The sequence below is a fragment of the Streptomyces sp. NPDC054757 genome, assembly GCF_053612185.1.
This window is the reverse complement of sequence record NZ_JBSHBW010000033.1, coordinates 1-16437: the sequence shown is the minus strand read 5'-3', so window position 1 is coordinate 16437 and position 16437 is coordinate 1. Positions and strand designations below refer to the sequence as shown.

Sequence of the window (16437 nt, the reverse complement as noted above, 5' to 3'; positions counted from 1 at the left end):
GTCAGGAGCGGGCGGGGTCTTCGTTGTGGGTTTGTTCGTGGTCGGTGGCGGTCCAGGAGGCGAGCAGGCGCAGTGCGTCGTGGTCGGGTGTGCCGGGCTCGACGCTGTAGGCGGTCAGGGTGAGGCCGGGGTGTGCGGGCAGTTCCATGGCGTCGAAGTCGAGGGTGATCCTGCCAATGGCCGGGTGGCGGAAGGACTTGCGGCCGGTGTGGTGGAGGCGCACGTTGTGCTTGGCCCAGGCGGTGCGGAACTCTTCGCTGCGGGTGACGAGTTCGCCGATCAGTCCGGTCAGCTCGGTATTGCCCGGGGCCCGGCCGGCTTCGGTGCGCAGGAGGGCGACGGTGGTGTTGACGGAGGCGTTCCAGTCGGGGAAGAAGTCGCGGCTGGTGGGGTCGAGGAACTGGAAGCGTGCGATGTTGACCGGACGGGTTCGGCCGGTGAACAGGGGGGCGTAGAGGGCGCGCCCGAGCGGGTTCACAGCCAGGATGTCGAGGCGTCCGTTGCGGATGAAGGCCGGAGCATCGGTCATGGAGTCCAGGACGCGGGTGAGGCTGGCCGGGACGGACGTTCCGGGCTTGCGGGCGGCGCGGCGTGGTCCGCGGTGGCGCTGGGCGGCGGCCAGATCGTGCAGGTGGGCGCGTTCGGCTTCGTCGAGCTGCAGGGCCCGGCAGACGGCGTCGAGGACTTCTTCGGAGGCGCCGGCGAGCTGGCCGCGTTCCAGGCGGGCGTAGTAGTCGATGCTGACGCCGGCCAGCAGGGCGACCTCTTCGCGGCGTAGTCCGGGCACCCGGCGGTTGCCGCCCGCGATGGCCGGCAGGCCGGCCTGCTGCGGAGTGATCTTGGCGCGGCGGGTGGCGAGAAACTCGCGGATCTCGTGGGTGGTGTCCATATTTGCCAGGCTAAGCGCGGTGGGGCAGAGCTGGGGGGTTCTGTCAGTACACGTATCAGCAGTGCCTTCCGCACGGCTGTGAGCTGCTGTTTCCTCGTTGGTGGCAGCGGATGAGGTCCGAGCCCGCAGGTGGTGGGAACCCGTCTGCGGGTGCCGCCGGGCCCGGCAGGGCCGACGGTAGGAAGTACCGCATCCCTATGTTCGGATCACCACAGGGAGTCGTCCATGGCGAAGCAGTCCGCACCGCAGGAACTGGCCGGTATCGCGCCGAAGCTGGTCGAGATCACCAACGAGGTGCTGTTCGCAGACGTGTGGGAGCGGCCCGGCTTGTCGCCGCGGGACCGCAGCCTGGTCACCGTCAGCGTGCTGGCCGCCCTGTACCGCAGCGAGCAGCTGCCGTACCACCTGGGCGTGGCCCTGGACCACGGGCTGACCGTGGAGGAGCTGTCCGAGGCGATCACACACCTGGCTTTCTACGCCGGGTGGCCCAACGGCATGACCGCGATCACCCTGCTGAAGAAGATCGCCGACGAGCGTTCCGCCTGACCAGGGGCGTGCGTAGCGCAGGCGGTGCCCCGCATGGTCAGCGGGGCGTGCGTGCCGAATCAACGGAAAGGAACGAGATGGCTTTCAACGGATTTGATCAGATGTTCCCCCTCGGGGAGAAGAACGACGCCTTCGCGCAGTACTTCATAGGCCAGAGCTACCTGGCTCCGCTCGCCTCGGGGAGCGTGCCCGTCAGCAACGTCTCCTTCGAGCCCGGCTGCCGGAACAACTGGCACATCCATCACGGCACGGGCGGCGGCGGGGAGCAGATCTTGCTGTGCACGGCAGGCAGCGGCTGGTACCAGGCGGAGGGTGAGGGTCCGGTCAGCATGGAGCCGGGAGCGGTGGTCCGTGTCCCGGCGGGCACGAAGCACTGGCACGGCGCGAAGGCCGACTCGTGGTTCTCCCACGTCGCCTTCATCACCCCGGGTGAAGGCGTCAGCAACGAATGGCTCGAACCCGTCACCGACGAGGCGTACGGGCAGCTGCCGAAGAACGGAGCGAGCACATGACCGTCCTGGAAGAGACCTACACGCTGGCAGGCGGCGCCGAGATTCCGAGGCTGGGACTCGGCACCTGGTTCATCGACGATGACCGGGCGGCCGACGCGGTCCGCGCGGCCGTTCAGATCGGCTACCGCAACATCGACACCGCGCAGGCGTACGGCAACGAGCACGGGGTGGGCGAAGGTGTGCGCACCTCGGGGGTGCCTCGCGAGGAGCTGTTCGTCTCGACCAAGCTCGCCGCGGAGATCAAGGACTACGACCAGGCGCTCGCCGCGGTCGACGGCTCTCTGGAGAAGCTGGGACTGGAGAGCGTCGACCTGATGCTGATTCACAGCCCGCAGCCGTGGGACGACTTCCGCGGCGGCGACTACGCCCAGGGCAACCGCGAGGCATGGCGTGCCCTGGAGGACGCCCACCGGGTCGGCAAGATCCGGTCGATCGGCGTCTCCAACTTCCAGCAGCACGACCTGGAGAACATCCTGCAGGGTGCGAGCGTCGTCCCGCACGTGAACCAGCTGCTCGTGCACGCGGGCAACACCCCCTCCGACCTGCTGGCCTACTGCGAGAGCAAGCAGATCCTCGTCGAGGCGTACTCGCCGATCGCCCACGGCACGATCCTGAAGAACGCCGAGATCCAGGCGATGGCGGAGAGGTACGGCGTGTCCGTCCCCCAGCTGTGCATCCGCTACACCCTGCAACTGGGCACGGTGTCGCTGCCCAAGACGGCCAACCCCGAGCACATGCGCTCCAACGCCGAGGTCGACTTCGAGATCTCCGGCGCCGACATGGACATCCTGCGAGACCTGCGCGACGTGGACTACGGCGAGCACAGCGCCTTCCCCGTCTACAGCGGCAAGTGACGCCGGACGCTACCGCGCCGAGTACGGCCGCTGCACCGGCTACGTCGAACCCGTGACCGCCGAGCAGCCCGCGCCACCACCCCGCGCGCGGCCCCGCGGACCTGACCCGGATCAGTCACTCGCGCGCACACCGGACGGCCCGAGATCCACACTCGGTACCCGGCCCGGTCGGCCAGCAGTCGCCTAGTCGACAGGGCTGGCCTTCCGGCCCGCTTCCTCGCCGCTGTCCTCGGCCGCCTCGTCCTGCGGGTCCGCGTCCGGCGCCCGCCCCGCCGACCGGCCGGCTTCCTTGCGGTCCAGCACCCCGAGTGCCCGCTGCGCCAGCGGATGCGTACGCACCAGCTCGCCCAGCGACGTCGAACCGCGGGTGATCCCGGCGAACGCCTTCCAGGCCGGGCGGAATCCGGTGATCGCCGCGTGCAGCACCATCGGACGGCGCTCGAACACCTTGAGCATCCGGCGCCCGACCGCCATCTCCACACCGAGACCGGCCTTGATGGCGAAAGCGTAGTTCAGCGCCTGACGGCGGGCGTCCACCGCGTCGTGCGCCTCGGCGACCCGGACCGCCCACTCCCCCGCGAGCCTGCCCGAGCGCAGCGCGAACGAGATGCCCTCACGTGTCCACGGCTCCAGCAGCCCGGCCGCGTCCCCGCACACCAGCACCCGGCCGCGGGACAGCGGTGAGTCCTCGCTGCGGCACCGGGTGAGATGGCCGGAGGAGACCGACGGCTCGAAACCGGCCAGCCCCTGCCGGGCGATGAAGTCCTCCAGATACCGCTTGGTGGCCGCGCCCTCACCGCGCGCCGAGATCACGCCGACCGTGAGGGTGTCGCCCTTGGGGAACACCCAGGCGTAACTCCCCGGGATGGGACCCCAGTCGATGAGTACGCGTCCTGACCAGTCCTCGGCGACCGTCGGCGGGACCGGGATCTCGGCCTCAAGGCCGAGGTCCACCTGGTCCATCTTCACCCCGACATGGGCCCCTATCCGGCCGGCGCTGCCGTCGGCGCCGACGACCGCACGTGCCAGCACCGTCTCGCCGTCGGCCAGGACGACCGCGACCGTGCGCCGGTCGGGCACCGCGGATCCGTGCTGCTCCACGCGGAAGACCGCGACCCCGGTGCGGACCTCGGCGCCCGCCTTCTGCGCCTCCTCGACCAGCCCCTGGTCGAACTCGGGGCGGTTGATGAGCCCGAAGAGCATCTGCTTGGACTTCCGGGTGCGGGTCATCCTGCCGTTCATCGAGAACGTCACCGCGTACACCCGGTCGCGCAGCGGCAGTTCGAATCCCGGCGGCAGGGAGTCGCGCGACGGGCCGATGATGCCTCCGCCGCAGGTCTTGTAGCGCGGCAACTCGGCCTTCTCCAGGAGGAGAACCCTCCGCCCGGCCACCGCCGCGGCATAGGCCGCCGAGGCCCCCGCCGGACCCGCGCCGACCACCACCACATCCCATACCGGCCGGTCGTGCTCCGTGCTCGCGTCTGCGTTCTCGCTGCTCACGATGTGTTGCTGCTCCTGATCCGACCAGTGGCCCGTGCTTGTCGACGGCATACTACGGCGCGCTGCCGGCCGCTCCCGCTGTGGGAGGATCGGTCAGCCCGCAAACGAACGCATGTGTGCACACACGCACACGTACTTCAACGTCGCACCCACGAGGAGCGTGCCCATGACCGCGAATCCGATTGCCGAGACCGTCGCCTCGCTGATGCCCCGCGCGCGGGCGGAGCTGACCGAGCTGGTGGCCTTCCAGTCGGTCGCGGACCCCGCGGTCTTCCCCCGGAGCGAGTGCGAGGGCGCGGCGGAGTGGGTCGCCGGGGCGCTGCGTACCGAGGGCTTCCAGGACGTCGCGCTCCTCGACACCCCCGACGGCTCCCAGTCCGTCTACGGTCTCCTGCCCGGCCCCGAGGGCGCGCCCACCGTGCTGCTGTACGCGCACTACGACGTCCAGCCGCCGCTCGGCGAGGACGCCTGGCTCTCCCCGCCGTTCGAGCTGACCGAGCGGAATGGCCGGTGGTACGGGCGCGGGGCGGCCGACTGCAAGGGCGGGTTCATCATGCACCTGCTCGCGCTGCGCGCCCTCAAGGCGAACGGCGGCGTCCCGGTCTCGGTGAAGGTGATCGCCGAGGGCTCCGAGGAGCAGGGCACCGGTGGTCTCGAACGGTACGCCGAGGCGCACCCCGAACTGCTCACGGCCGACGCCGTCGTCATCGGCGACACGGGCAACTTCCGCGTCGGCCTGCCGACCGTCACCGCCACACTGCGCGGGATGACGATGCTCCGGGTCCAGCTGGACACCCTCGAAGGCAATCTGCACTCCGGCCAGTTCGGCGGCGCGGCCCCCGACGCGCTCGCCGCGCTGATCCGGCTGCTGGACTCGCTGCGCGCCGATGACGGCTCGACGACGGTCGACGGTCTCGCGGCGGACGCCGAGTGGGACGGACTCCAGTACCCGGAGGACGAGTTCCGCCAGGACGCGAAGGTGCTCGACGGTGTGGAGCTGATCGGCGGCGGCACGGTGGCGGACCGGGTCTGGGCGCGCCCCGCCGTCACCGTCATCGGCATCGACTGCCCGGCCGTGGTGGGCTCGACGCCGTCGGTGCAGGCGAGCGCGCGGGCCCAGGTCAGCCTGCGGGTGCCGCCGGGCTCCGACGCGGCCGAGGCGACGGAGCTGCTGACCGCGCATCTGAAGGCGCACACCCCGTGGGGTGCGCGGCTCACGGTGGAGCAGGTCGGCCAGGGCCAGCCGTTCCGCGCCGACACCAGCAGTCCCGCGTACACCTCGATGGCCGAGGCGATGCGGGTGGCGTACCCGGGCGAGGAGATGCAGTCGGCGGGCATGGGCGGCTCGATCCCGCTCTGCAACACACTGGCCACGCTCTACCCGCAGGCCGAGATCCTGCTGATCGGGCTGAGCGAGCCGGAGGCGCAGATCCACGCCGTCAACGAGAGCGTCTCCCCGGAAGAGCTGGAGCGGCTCTCCGTCGCCGAGGCGCACTTCCTCGTCAACTACGCGCGTTCACAGCAGACGCAGTAGGCGTATCAGGCACAGCAGGAGCAGAAGGCACAGCGCGCGCAGCAGGCGTGCCTCTGCGCGCATCAGCCCACCGGCACCCCGGCCTCCAGATTGAGCACGGCTGAGCGCTCCCGTGCGCGCAGCGCCCAGCGCAGCCGCTGGTAGCGGTGGGGAGGCAGCAGATGCGCCGCCTCCTGTTCGCTGACGAAGCGCCAGCCGCGCAGTTCGGAGCCGGGCAGCAGCAGCTGCCCGGCCTCCGTGCTGTCGAGCCGGCCGCCGTCGAAGAGGAGCCGCAGACCGCCGTAGCCGGGGGGCCTCGGCGGTTCCCAGTCGACCACCAGGAGGCTCGGTACCCGGGTGAGGTGTATCCCTATCTCCTCGGCCACCTCGCGGATGCCCGCCTGCGCCGGGGCCTCACCGTTCTCGACCACCCCGCCGGGGAACTCCCAGCCCGGCTTGTACGTCGGGTCGACGAGCAGCACCCTGTCCTGCTCGTCGAAGAGGAGGACACCCGCGGCGAGCGTCTCGGATGCCGGTTCCGGGGTTTGGACGATCTCGCAGGCCGTGGCGGTCCCGGAGCGCAGCGCGGCGGCGACCTGCTCGGCGGTCCCGGCCGGTGACAGCGCGGTGGTGTCGACGGTGTGGGCGTCGGCGGTGAGCCAGCCGAGCGCCGTCCGGTACGGCTCGATGTGGTCGTAGGCCCACTGCCGGACGCGTTCGCTGCCTTCCGGGTCGCCCGGCAGTTCCTCGCGTCGGCCGATCCGTTCGCGCAGGATCGTTTCCTCCGTTGCCAGGAGCACATGACAGACCGGGATCCGGCGGGAGGCCAGCCCCCCGAATATCTCATCCCGGTACTCCTGGTTCAGCAGGGTCATCGGCACCACGAGCACCCCGCCGACATCGGCGAGGAGCGCGGCCGCCGTGTCGACCACCATGCGCCGCCAGACCGGCAGGTCCTGGTAGTCGCTGACCTCGTCCAGCCTCTTCTGCGGCAGCAGCAGACGCAGTGCCCCGCCGAGCACCTCGGGGTCGTAGAAGGTGCTGTTCGGGATCAGATCGATCAGTTCCCGCGCAGTGCTCGTCTTGCCCGAACCGAACGCACCGTTGATCCAGACGATCACAGTTCCCCCTCTTCCGGCCTAGGGTCATTCCGCAACACCCTGCCACGGAAACCCGGTTGGGCGGCATGGTGCATCGGCCCGGCGATTCGCCGTACGGCCCCCGCCGGGGCCCTGGTCCCGGGCGGGGGCGGACAGCAGAGATGCCCAGGGCGGGCCCCGGGCATCTCCGTGCCGGCGGCCTGTGCCGCCCGCGGGTCAGCGGTTGAAGGACGATCCCAGCAGGGCGTTCGCCGGGTCGGTCCCGAGGGTGCCCGCGCCGAAGGTGATCGAACCGGTGCCTGTCGTGCCCGCGGCGCTGCCCGGCAGGACCCAGACGGATCCGGCGTCGTCGTTCTCGCCGGGCGAGCCGACCACGAGCTCGGAGCGGCCGTCGCCGTTGGCGTCCACCAGCGATGTCGCCGCGCCGAAGGCGTCATTGGGCTCCGCGGCGCCCTCGACGTCCGGGGTGTCCTGGTTGTACGCCTTGGAGCCGGTGCCGGTGGGGCCGGTCGCGCTGCCGGGCAGGACGATCACCTGTCCGGCCTTCGCCTTGGTGCCGAGGGCCTCACCGGGGAGGCCGACGGCGATGTCGCCGTAACCGTCGCCGTTGGTGTCGCCGACGGAGACCGCCGCGCCGAACTTGTCGTACTCCTCGGAGGCTCCGGGGACTCCCGGGCTGTCCTGGCTGAAGGCCTTGGCCTTGGTGCCCTGGGGTCCGGATGCGCCGCCCGGGATGTACATGATCATGCCGCCCTTGGCGAGCGGCAGGTTCAGGTCGCTGTCGTAACCCTCGATCGGACGACCGACAACGATGTCGGCGTAGCCGTCGTGGTTCACGTCGCCCGTGGTGACGGACTCACCGCCCTGGACCCGCTCGCCCTTGGCGTCCTCGACGGTCTTCGGCGCGCCGAGGCCGTTCGCCGTACCCGGCAGGAAGCGCACCCGGCGGGCGTCGTACTCGTCACCGTCGTGAATGGTGCCGACCAGGTCGGTGACGCCGTCACCGGTGATGTCGCCTGCCGCGATGTCGAGGTACCGGATGTCCTCGGTGTCGCGGACGACGGAGGTGCTCTTGGCCGATCCGTCCCGCTTGAACGGGCCGGAGAACACCCGCAGGTGCTGGTTGCCCGCGACGGTCACCACGTCCTGGCCGCCGTCGCCGTTGAAGTCGCCGACCGCCAGCCTGTCGCCGATGCCCCCGGTGTCGGTGTCGCCCTTGGCGAGCACCGCACCGCCCGAGAGGCCGGTGGCGCTCCCCCAGAGCACGGTGAGGGTGCCGAGCTTTCCGACGCCCGCGTCCTCCTTCGACGCACCCACGACGAGGTCCGTGTAGCCGTCGCCGTCGAGGTCGGCGGAGGCGATGGCGCTGCCGAAGGCGTCGCCCGACTCGGCCGAGTCGGGAACACCCGCGGAGTTCTGGTTGACGACCTGCTTGGAGGCCTTGTTCACACCGGACTTGGAGCCGTACATCACCCCGACGTATCCGGCGCCCTTCTTGCCGTCGACCGTGGCCGACGGTGCGGTGAAGGCGGTGTCGGCGTACCCGTCGCCGTTGAAGTCGGCCTTCTTGGCGGTACCGGCAGCCGGTGCGGCGTGCGTGGATCCTATGGACGACGGGGGCGTGGCTTGGGCTGCGGGCACCGCGACAGCGGCGGACACCACTGCCACAGCGATGGCCACACCTGCGCCCAGGGCTCGGGATTGCACACGAACTCCGATCATTTGGAAAGTGGTTCACCTCCCCTGACACACCAGAGCCCGGGATGGTTGCACCCGCCAATACTTTTACTTTGCCGGAGCATTCCGGTCCGCAGGGGACCGCTTGACCCTGCCCCGACGTCGGGGAGCACACCGGGCGCCTCGCCCTCCCCGTAACGTCCGCTACCGCGGGCTCACTTGGTGGAACCGAGTGTCAGTCCGGCGATGAAGTGCCGCTGCAGCAGCAGGAAGACCACGAGGGTGGGCAGGGCCACGATCACCGAACCGGCCGCCAGCAGGTTGTAGTCCGTGAAGAACTGTCCCCTGAGGTTGTTCAGCGCCGAGGTGATCGGCAGTTTGTCCCCGTCCGACATGAAGACCAGCGCCCACAGGAAGTCGTTGTACATCCAGGTGAACTCAAGGGTGCACAGCGCCGCGATGGCGGGGCGGCAGAGCGGCAGCGTGATCCGCCAGAACTGGGTCCACACCCCCGCGCCGTCGACGATCGCCGCCTCCAGGATCTCCTGCGGCAGGGTCCGCATGAAGTTCGCGAGGACGAAGACGCAGAAGCCGATCTGGAACCCGATCTGGACCAGGACGACCGCCCAGTACGAGTCGAACATCGTCATCGAGTCGGACATCCAGTACGGCAGCGGGATCCGGTTGAAGACGACGTACAGCGGGGTGACGATCACCTGCTGCGGCAGCAGGTTGCCCGCTGTGAAGAGCATGAGCAGGACGGTGCCCCCGCGCAGCCTGATCCTGGACACCGCGAAGGCGACGAACGAGGCGAGGAAGAGCGTGACGACGACCCCGGGCACGGCGATGATCAGGGTGTTGACGAAGTACTTCGTCATCCCCGAGTCGCTGAACGCCTGTCGGTAGTAGTCGAAGGAGAGATGGCGCGGCAGGGAGAAGTACCCGTACTTGGAGGTCTCGTCGTACGGCCTGAGCGAGGCGTAGACCGCGAGGAGCAGGGGCGCGAGGAAGGCGACCGATACGCCCGCCAGGAAGACGTGCAGCCCGATCCGGCCGGGGCGCGTCCCCCGCCGGCGGGCGGCGGGCGGCGCTGCCGGGACCGCGGTGGGCGGCGGAGCGGTGTCGACGGTCATCGGGACTTCTCTCCTCGGATCTCCTGCACCAGATACGTCACGACGAAGCCCATGGAGACGGCCAGCAGCACCACGGCGATGGCCGAGCCGAAGCCGATCCTGCTGGCCTCGCCGATGATGTTGTCGGTGACGAGCACCGAGAGCACTTCCAGGCCGTTGCGGCCGTGGTTGACCGCGTAGACGATGTCGAAGGCGCGCAGCGACTCGATGACGGTGATGACACCGACGATGACGTTGACCGGCCGCAGGGTCGGGAGGACGACCCGGAAAAAGGTCTGTGCCTCGCTCGCGCCGTCGATGGCCGCCGCCTCCTTGAGCGAGGGGTCCACGGCCTTCAGCCCGGCCAGATAGAGGATCATCACGTATCCGGTGTGCCGCCAGGCGGCGGCAAGCAGGATCATCCAGATGTTGAGCTTCGGGTCGCCCAGCCAGTCGGTGGGGTTTCCGGTGTTGCCGATGACGGCGTTGAGCACGCCCTGGTCGCGGGAGAAGATCAGCTGGGCGATGAAGCCGACGACCGCGAGCGAGAGCACCACCGGCATGTAGAGCGTCGACTGGTAGAAGCGGCTGAAGCGCACACCCCGGTCGATCAGTACGGCGAGCAGCAGCCCGAACGGCACCGCGACGAGACCGAGGAAGCCCAGCCACAGCAGGTTGTGCCGGACGGCGGGCCAGAAGGGCGGGTAGTTGGTGAAGAGGTTGGTGTAGTTCTGCGTCCCCACCCACTTGAGGGGTCCGACGCCGTCCCAGCTGGTGAAGGAGAGCACGACGGACGCGAGCGTCGGCCCCCATACGATGGCGATGTCGAGCAGGACGGGTATGCCCAGCAGCAGCCCGAGAACGACGAGGTCGCGCCGCGTGAAGCGGCGGCGGCCTCGTCGTGCGGAGCGCCGCGCGGTGTTGAGCGCCACGGTCTGTACTCCAGGGGGCTGTTCACTCGGAAGCGAAGATGGTCTTCTTCTGCCGCTCGATGTCGTTGCAGAGTCCGTCGACATCGTTCGGGGTGGAGATGAACTTCTGGATGGCCGGGATCATCACCGTCGACGCGAAGTCCGGGCGGGTGTCACGGTCCATGAACTGCGAGATCTGCTTCGCCCCGGATATCAGCTCGGCGGACTTCTTCTGCAGCGCGGTGTACTTCGACAGGTCGGCCCCGCTGTTGACCGCGATGTTGTTGGGGTCGCCGGCCAGGTAGATGTCCTCGGCCTTCGGCGTGGCCAGCCACCTGAGCAGGTCCTTGGCGCTCTCCATGGACTTCTTGTTCTTGAGTTCCTTGGACTTCTTCGCCAGCAGGAAGCCGTCGATGGGCGCCTCGACGGCGTCCTGGCCGTGCTCCGGGTTGATCTCGGGGAAAGCGAAGAAGTCGATGTCGGAGCGCTCGGCGGCGGGGAACTGCTGGCCGGGGTGGGGCATCCCGAGGACCACCATCCCGATCTCGCGCTTCTGGAGGCTCTGCCCTGTCTCCTGCCAGGTACGGCCGTTGGCGCCGGGCTGGCAGTACGGGAGCAGGCGCCGCCAGGTGTCGAAGACGTCCTTGACCCGCTTGTCGGTCCACGCCTCCTCACCCGCCATCAGGGACTTGTGGAAGTCATAGCCGTTGGTGCGCATATTGATGTAGTCGAAGGTGCCCATCGCGGGCCACCCGTCCTTGTCGCAGAAACCGATGGGGACGAGCTTGTCCTTCTTCATCTGCTTGGCGAGTGCGAGGTACTCGTCGAGCGTCTTCGGGGCCTGGTAGCCGTACTTGGTGAAAAGGCTCCGCCGGTGGAAGACCGCCCACGGATAGTAGTAATAGGGCGTGAAGTACTGCTTTCCGTCCGCCCCCGTCGACTGTGCCTTCAGCGCGGGCGTGAAGCCCTTGTACTCCTGCCAGAGGTCGCTGATGTCGTACAGCAGGCCCTTCTTGGCGAAGTACTGCATCCGGTTTCCCGCGAACCACATGAAGACTTCGTCGGGATTGCTCTGCAGATAGCGGTTGATGTTCTCCTGGAAGCTGTTGTGGTCAACGGTGTTGACCTTGATCTTCCGGCCTTCCTTGGACTGCTTCTCATAGGCGGCGAAGGCATGCGCGAAGGCCTTCTCCGGTACCGCGTCCGAGGAGTTCGATCCCAGTTTGATGGTCTTGGAGTCGCCGCCCGGCCCGCTGCTGCAGGCGGTCAGGAGCGAGGGCAGCGCCACAGCGCCTGCGCCGACGGCCGCGCCACGCAGAAGATTCCGCCGGGACATCCGATGTCCAGCCACACTTCCGGGCACGACAGAACCGTTGTACGAAGACTGCGCCATGTCCCCCTCCTCCAGGGTGAAACTCAACACAACCGAACGCGAGGATTGGATCTCACTCCCAAGTGACGTGCCAGTCAAGGGTTTTAGCGAGATAGCGAACAACCGTTACCGCGCCTCTTCCAACAGACTCAAACAAGCCCTACCGTAAACGCTCGCTATGACGCGTACATGAAGTCATCCGATCACGGTCCCGTACGGAGGCACGTAACGATGCGTCACCTTCACCTCAGTCACTCCCGTCCCAAGCGTCGAAGAATCCTCGGAGCACTGGTCACCGCGGTGCTCTGCGCCGGCGGACTCGCCACACCCGCCGCGGCGGGAACCGCACCGCGAGCCGTGACACCGAAGGCCGACAACGGCCTGGCGCTCACACCTCCGATGGGTTTCAACAACTGGAACTCCACCCACTGCCGCGCGGACTTCAACGAGGCGATGGTCGAGGGCATCGCCGACCTCTTCGTGAGCAAGGGACTCAAGGCCGCCGGGTACCAGTACGTGAACCTCGACGACTGCTGGGCGCTCCCCCAGCGGAACGACGAGGGGAAGCTGGTGCCGGATCCGGTGCGCTTCCCCCACGGCATCAAGGCCGTCGCCGACTACGTCCACTCCAAGGGGCTCAAGCTCGGCATCTACACGAGCGCGGGCACCAGGACCTGCGACAGCACCGGGCTGCCCGGAGCCCTGGGCCACGAGGTCAGCGACGCGCGGCAGTTCGCCGACTGGGGCGTCGACTACCTCAAGTACGACAACTGCAACAACCAGGGCGTGGACGCCGTGCAGCGCTACACGGCCATGCGCGACGCCCTCGCCGCCACCGGCCGCCCCATCGTCTACAGCATCTGCGAGTGGGGCTCCAACAAGCCCTGGGAGTGGGCCGGTGATCTCGGGAACCTCTGGCGTACGACCGGTGACATCAGCGACAGCTGGGCCTCGATGCTCTCCATCATCAAGCAGAACCTGCCGCTCGCCGCGGCCGCGGGCCCGGGGCACTGGAACGACCCGGACATGCTGGAGGTCGGCAACGGCGGGATGACGGACACCGAGTACCGCACGCACTTCTCGATGTGGTCGGTCATGGCGGCGCCGCTGCTGATCGGCACCGATCTGCGCAAGGCGTCGGACGAGACCTACGGCATCGTGACCAACAAGGAGGTCATCGCCGTCGACCAGGACCCGCTCGGCCGGCAGGGCACCGTGCTCTCGTCCGACGGCGGGCGCTGGGTGGTCAGCAAGGAGATGAAGGACGGCAGCCGCGCCGTGGCGCTCTTCAACGAGACGGACAGCCCGCAGCGCATCTCCACCACGGCCACCGCCTCCGGGCTCCCGAAGGCCGCCGCCTACACCGAGCGGGACCTGTGGCAGCACCGGACGTACAGCACCGCGGGGACCCTCGCCGCCACCGTGCCGGCGCACGGCACGGTGCTGCTGCGGGTCGCCGCCGACCGCAGGTGGACCGCGTACCCGCCCGCCGTCGACACCGGCATCAGCGGACCGCTGACCGCCGAGGCGGGCAAGGCCACCGCGGTGACCACCACCGTCACCGACCTGGGCCGTCTCCCGGCGCTCCGGGTGAGCGCCTCGCTCACCGGGCCGGCCGGCTGGCGGGTACGGGCCCTCTCCGGGGCCTCGGCGCCCGTCCTGGCGGCCGGGAGGTCGTTGCGTACCTCCTGGCGGGTCACCGCCCCCGCGGGGACGCCTACGGGCGCCTACGAGCTGCAGCTGGCCTCGGAGTACCGCTCACCCGCCGGTGAACCCGTGAAGTCCCGGCAGTCCGTCCCGGTGCATGTCGTCGTGGCACCGCCCGCCGGGGACTCCTATCTCAGCGATCTGCCGGAGATGTCGTCCGCCAACGGCTGGGGCCCGGTGGAGAAGGACACCAGCAACGGTGAGGACCGGGCCGGCGACGGCAACCCGATCACGGTCGGCGGGACCGTGTACGCCAAGGGGCTCGGGGTGCACGCGCCGAGCGCCGTCGAGTACTACACGGGCGGCGCCTGTTCCCGGGTGAGCGCCCAGGTGGGGGTCGACGACGAGAAGGGGGCGAAGGGCACGGTCACCTTCGAGATCTGGGCCGACGGCAGGAAGGCCGCATCGACCGGCGTCCTCACCAACGACATGCCGGCGCAACCGCTCTCGGCCGATGTGAGCGGCGCACGGACCGTACGTCTGGTGGTGACCGACGGCGGGGACGGGAACGACTCCGACCACGCCGACTGGGCCGCGGCGCGGCTCAGCTGCTGACCCCGGCTCAGCCGCCGACGGCCGCCGCCGCCCCGTCCGGTTCGCCGAGCGAGGCGGCGGCGGCCGCGCCGACCAGCCCGGCGTCGTTGCCCATGAGCGCGGGCGCCACCTTCAGCTGCTGTACGAAGGAGAGCGTGGCGTACTCCCGCAGGGCGCGGCGCAGCGGGTCGAACAGCACATCGCCCGCGCCCGCCACTCCCCCGCCGATCACCGCGATGTCGATCTCGACCAGGGTCGCGGTGGCGGCGATCCCGGCGGCGAGCGCCTGGGCGGCGCGCTCGAAGGACGCGACAGCGGTGGGGTCGCCCGCGCGCGCCGACGCGGCGACCGCCGCCGCGGTCGTGTCACCGTCGGGGCCCGGCCGCCAGCCGCCGGCCAGCGCCCGGCGGGCGATGTTCGGGCCGCTCGCGATGCGCTCCACACAGCCGCGCGAACCGCACGGGCAGGCGTCGCCGTCCAGATCGACGCTGATGTGGCCGATGTGCCCGGCGTTGCCGCTGGGGCCGGCGCGCAGGGTGCCGCCCAGGACCAGACCGCCGCCCACACCGGTGGAGACGACCATGCACAGCGCGTTGTCATAGCCGCGGGCCGCGCCCTGCCAGTGCTCGGCCGCGGTCATCGCGACGCCGTCCCCGACGAGCGTGACGGGCAGACCGCCCACCGCTTCGCGCACCCGGTCGACGAGCGGGTAGTCGCGCCAGCCGGGCACATTGACCGGGCTGACGGTGCCCGCGGACGCGTCCACCGGCCCGGCGCTGCCGATCCCGACGGCGGTCACGCGCCCCCAGCGGGGGTCGGCGGCGAGCCCGTCGAGCACGTCACCGACGGCACCGAACACGGTGTCGCCGTCCTCCTTGGCGGGGGTCGGCGCCTGCGTGCGTACGAGAATCTGCCCCGTGCCGTCCACCAGCGCGCCGGCGATCTTTGTGCCGCCGATGTCGAGCGCGGCTACGAGGTGGTTGTGCATTGCTGTCGGATCTCCAGGTGGCAAGGGGTGATGAGGAGTGCAAGACGTCAGTCTCCATTCACCTGACAACGTTGTCCAGGCCCTATGCTCGACACGCATCTCCCACCGCACCCCAGCCGACGACAGGACAGCGCACCGTGGACCGGACCGCCAGCCACTCCGAGCCCCGCTACGGCAACCGGCCGACGATGAAGGACGTCGCCGCGCGCGCCGGAGTCGGCCTCAAGACCGTTTCGCGGGTGGTGAACGGCGAGGCGGGCGTCACACCCGACACCGAGCGCCGGGTCCAGGAGGCGATCGAGGCACTCGGGTTCCGCCGCAACGACAGCGCGCGCGTGCTGCGCAAGGGGCGCACCGCGAGCATCGGGCTGGTCCTGGAGGACCTCGCCGACCCGTTCTACGGGCCGCTGAACCGCGCGGTGGAGGAGGTGGCCCGCGCCCACGGCGCCCTGCTCATCAACGGATCGAGCGCCGAGGACCCGGAGCGGGAGCAGGAGCTGGTCCTCGCGCTCTGCGCCCGCCGGGTGGACGGGCTGATCGTGATCCCGGCCGGGGACGACCACCGCTATCTGGAGCCGGAGATCGCCGCCGGGGTGGCCACCGTCTTCGTGGACCGTCCCGCCGGGAGGATCGACGCGGACATGGTGTTCTCGGACAACTTCGGCGGCGCGCGCGACGGTGTCGCCCATCTGATCGCGGGGGGCCACCGCAGGATCGGCTTCATCGGTGACCAGCCGCGCATCCACACGGCCACCGAGCGGCTGCGGGGCTACCACGCGGCCATGGCGGATGGCGGGCTCGACGTGGACGACGCCTGGGTGTCGCTCGGTGTCACGGAGGCCGACCGGGTGCGTACCGCGGTCGAGACGCTGCTGGACGGGCCGTCGCCGGTCACCGCGATCTTCGCGGGCAACAACCGGGTGACGGTGACCGCGGTGCGGGTCCTGGCCGAGCGCGAGCGGCAGGTGGCCCTCGTCGGGTTCGACGACATCGAGCTGGCGGACCTGCTCGGGATCACGGTGATCGCCCAGGACTCGGCGGCGCTGGGGCGCACGGCGGCCGAGACGCTCTTCCGCAGACTGGACGGCGCGAGCGACGCGCCCGCGCAGAAGGTGCTGCCGACCCGGCTCATCGCACGCGGCTCGGGCGAGGTCCCGCCCGCGTGACAGCCCCGCTCCGCGGCATCACCGACAGCGCCGCCCCCGCCGGGAGAACCGGCGGG

At 69.9% G+C, this 16437-nt stretch carries 14 protein-coding genes; 6 read left to right on the top strand and 8 right to left on the bottom strand.

The window, feature by feature from the left end; all coding sequences use genetic code 11:
- Position 1: 1 nt before the first annotated feature.
- Positions 2-889 (bottom strand): helix-turn-helix transcriptional regulator, encoded by an 888-nt coding sequence (locus tag ACWGKJ_RS29375; RefSeq protein WP_385028131.1) that lies wholly within the window; start codon positions 887-889, stop codon positions 2-4.
- Between the two features lie 225 nt (positions 890-1114).
- Between ACWGKJ_RS29375 and ACWGKJ_RS29370 the strand changes: the two genes are divergently transcribed.
- From ACWGKJ_RS29370 to ACWGKJ_RS29360, 3 genes are all read left to right on the top strand, one after another.
- The gene (locus tag ACWGKJ_RS29370) at positions 1115-1435 is read left to right on the top strand and encodes a carboxymuconolactone decarboxylase family protein (RefSeq protein WP_385028128.1); all 321 of its coding nucleotides are present in this window, start codon (positions 1115-1117) and stop codon (positions 1433-1435) included.
- 77 nt (positions 1436-1512) lie between these two features.
- Positions 1513-1947, top strand: coding sequence for a cupin domain-containing protein (locus tag ACWGKJ_RS29365; protein ID WP_385028125.1), 435 nt, complete (start codon positions 1513-1515; stop codon positions 1945-1947).
- Positions 1944-2801, top strand: coding sequence for an aldo/keto reductase (locus tag ACWGKJ_RS29360; RefSeq protein ID WP_385028122.1), 858 nt, complete (start codon positions 1944-1946; stop codon positions 2799-2801). Before ACWGKJ_RS29365 ends, ACWGKJ_RS29360 begins: the two co-directional genes overlap by 4 nt.
- 183 nt (positions 2802-2984) lie before the next feature.
- On the opposite strand, the gene ACWGKJ_RS29355 is transcribed toward ACWGKJ_RS29360, so the two are convergent.
- Positions 2985-4301 (bottom strand): geranylgeranyl reductase family protein, encoded by a 1317-nt coding sequence (locus tag ACWGKJ_RS29355; RefSeq protein ID WP_385028119.1) that lies wholly within the window; start codon positions 4299-4301, stop codon positions 2985-2987.
- Between the two features lie 166 nt (positions 4302-4467).
- Between ACWGKJ_RS29355 and ACWGKJ_RS29350 the strand changes: the two genes are divergently transcribed.
- A complete protein-coding gene (locus ACWGKJ_RS29350) occupies positions 4468-5835 on the top strand; it encodes a dipeptidase (protein WP_385028116.1) in 1368 nt (455 codons plus the stop codon).
- A gap of 62 nt (positions 5836-5897) precedes the next feature.
- Here the strand turns inward: ACWGKJ_RS29350 and ACWGKJ_RS29345 are convergent, their stop codons facing one another.
- From ACWGKJ_RS29345 to ACWGKJ_RS29325, 5 genes are all read right to left on the bottom strand, one after another.
- Positions 5898-6935 (bottom strand): NUDIX hydrolase, encoded by a 1038-nt coding sequence (locus ACWGKJ_RS29345; protein WP_385028113.1) that lies wholly within the window; start codon positions 6933-6935, stop codon positions 5898-5900.
- Between the two features lie 195 nt (positions 6936-7130).
- Positions 7131-8621: an FG-GAP and VCBS repeat-containing protein gene (locus ACWGKJ_RS29340; protein ID WP_453315863.1), complete on the bottom strand. Its 1491-nt coding sequence runs from the start codon at positions 8619-8621 to the stop codon at positions 7131-7133.
- 185 nt (positions 8622-8806) lie between these two features.
- Complete coding sequence (locus ACWGKJ_RS29335) at positions 8807-9724, bottom strand: carbohydrate ABC transporter permease (protein WP_385028107.1); 918 nt, start codon at positions 9722-9724, stop codon at positions 8807-8809.
- On the bottom strand, positions 9721-10635 hold the full coding sequence (locus tag ACWGKJ_RS29330) for a carbohydrate ABC transporter permease (RefSeq protein ID WP_385028104.1): 915 nt from the start codon (positions 10633-10635) through the stop codon (positions 9721-9723). The genes ACWGKJ_RS29335 and ACWGKJ_RS29330 overlap by 4 nt, the downstream gene beginning before the upstream one ends.
- A gap of 22 nt (positions 10636-10657) precedes the next feature.
- Complete coding sequence (locus ACWGKJ_RS29325; RefSeq protein ID WP_385028206.1) at positions 10658-11950, bottom strand: ABC transporter substrate-binding protein; 1293 nt, start codon at positions 11948-11950, stop codon at positions 10658-10660.
- 267 nt (positions 11951-12217) lie between these two features.
- Between ACWGKJ_RS29325 and ACWGKJ_RS29320 the strand changes: the two genes are divergently transcribed.
- Complete coding sequence (locus tag ACWGKJ_RS29320) at positions 12218-14248, top strand: NPCBM/NEW2 domain-containing protein (RefSeq protein WP_385028101.1); 2031 nt, start codon at positions 12218-12220, stop codon at positions 14246-14248.
- 7 nt (positions 14249-14255) lie between these two features.
- Here ACWGKJ_RS29320 and ACWGKJ_RS29315 read toward each other — a convergent pair whose 3' ends face one another.
- A complete protein-coding gene (locus ACWGKJ_RS29315; protein ID WP_453315862.1) occupies positions 14256-15215 on the bottom strand; it encodes an ROK family protein in 960 nt (319 codons plus the stop codon).
- Between the two features lie 137 nt (positions 15216-15352).
- On the opposite strand from ACWGKJ_RS29315, the gene ACWGKJ_RS29310 reads away from it, so the two are divergent.
- A complete protein-coding gene (locus ACWGKJ_RS29310) occupies positions 15353-16381 on the top strand; it encodes a LacI family DNA-binding transcriptional regulator (RefSeq protein WP_453315861.1) in 1029 nt (342 codons plus the stop codon).
- Positions 16382-16437: the final 56 nt, after the last annotated feature.

Bases quoted from the DNA above. Each gene is read 5' to 3' on its own strand.
- ACWGKJ_RS29375 (WP_385028131.1), bottom strand. From the start codon at position 889: ATGGACACCACCCACGAGATCCGCGAGTTTCTCGCCACCCGCCGCGCC.
- ACWGKJ_RS29370 (WP_385028128.1), top strand. From the start codon at position 1,115: ATGGCGAAGCAGTCCGCACCGCAGGAACTGGCCGGTATCGCGCCGAAG.
- ACWGKJ_RS29365 (WP_385028125.1), top strand. From the start codon at position 1,513: ATGGCTTTCAACGGATTTGATCAGATGTTCCCCCTCGGGGAGAAGAAC.
- ACWGKJ_RS29360 (WP_385028122.1), top strand. From the start codon at position 1,944: ATGACCGTCCTGGAAGAGACCTACACGCTGGCAGGCGGCGCCGAGATT.
- ACWGKJ_RS29350 (WP_385028116.1), top strand. From the start codon at position 4,468: ATGACCGCGAATCCGATTGCCGAGACCGTCGCCTCGCTGATGCCCCGC.
- ACWGKJ_RS29335 (WP_385028107.1), bottom strand. From the start codon at position 9,724: ATGACCGTCGACACCGCTCCGCCGCCCACCGCGGTCCCGGCAGCGCCG.
- ACWGKJ_RS29325 (WP_385028206.1), bottom strand. From the start codon at position 11,950: ATGTCCCGGCGGAATCTTCTGCGTGGCGCGGCCGTCGGCGCAGGCGCT.
- ACWGKJ_RS29320 (WP_385028101.1), top strand. From the start codon at position 12,218: ATGCGTCACCTTCACCTCAGTCACTCCCGTCCCAAGCGTCGAAGAATC.
- ACWGKJ_RS29315 (WP_453315862.1), bottom strand. From the start codon at position 15,215: ATGCACAACCACCTCGTAGCCGCGCTCGACATCGGCGGCACAAAGATC.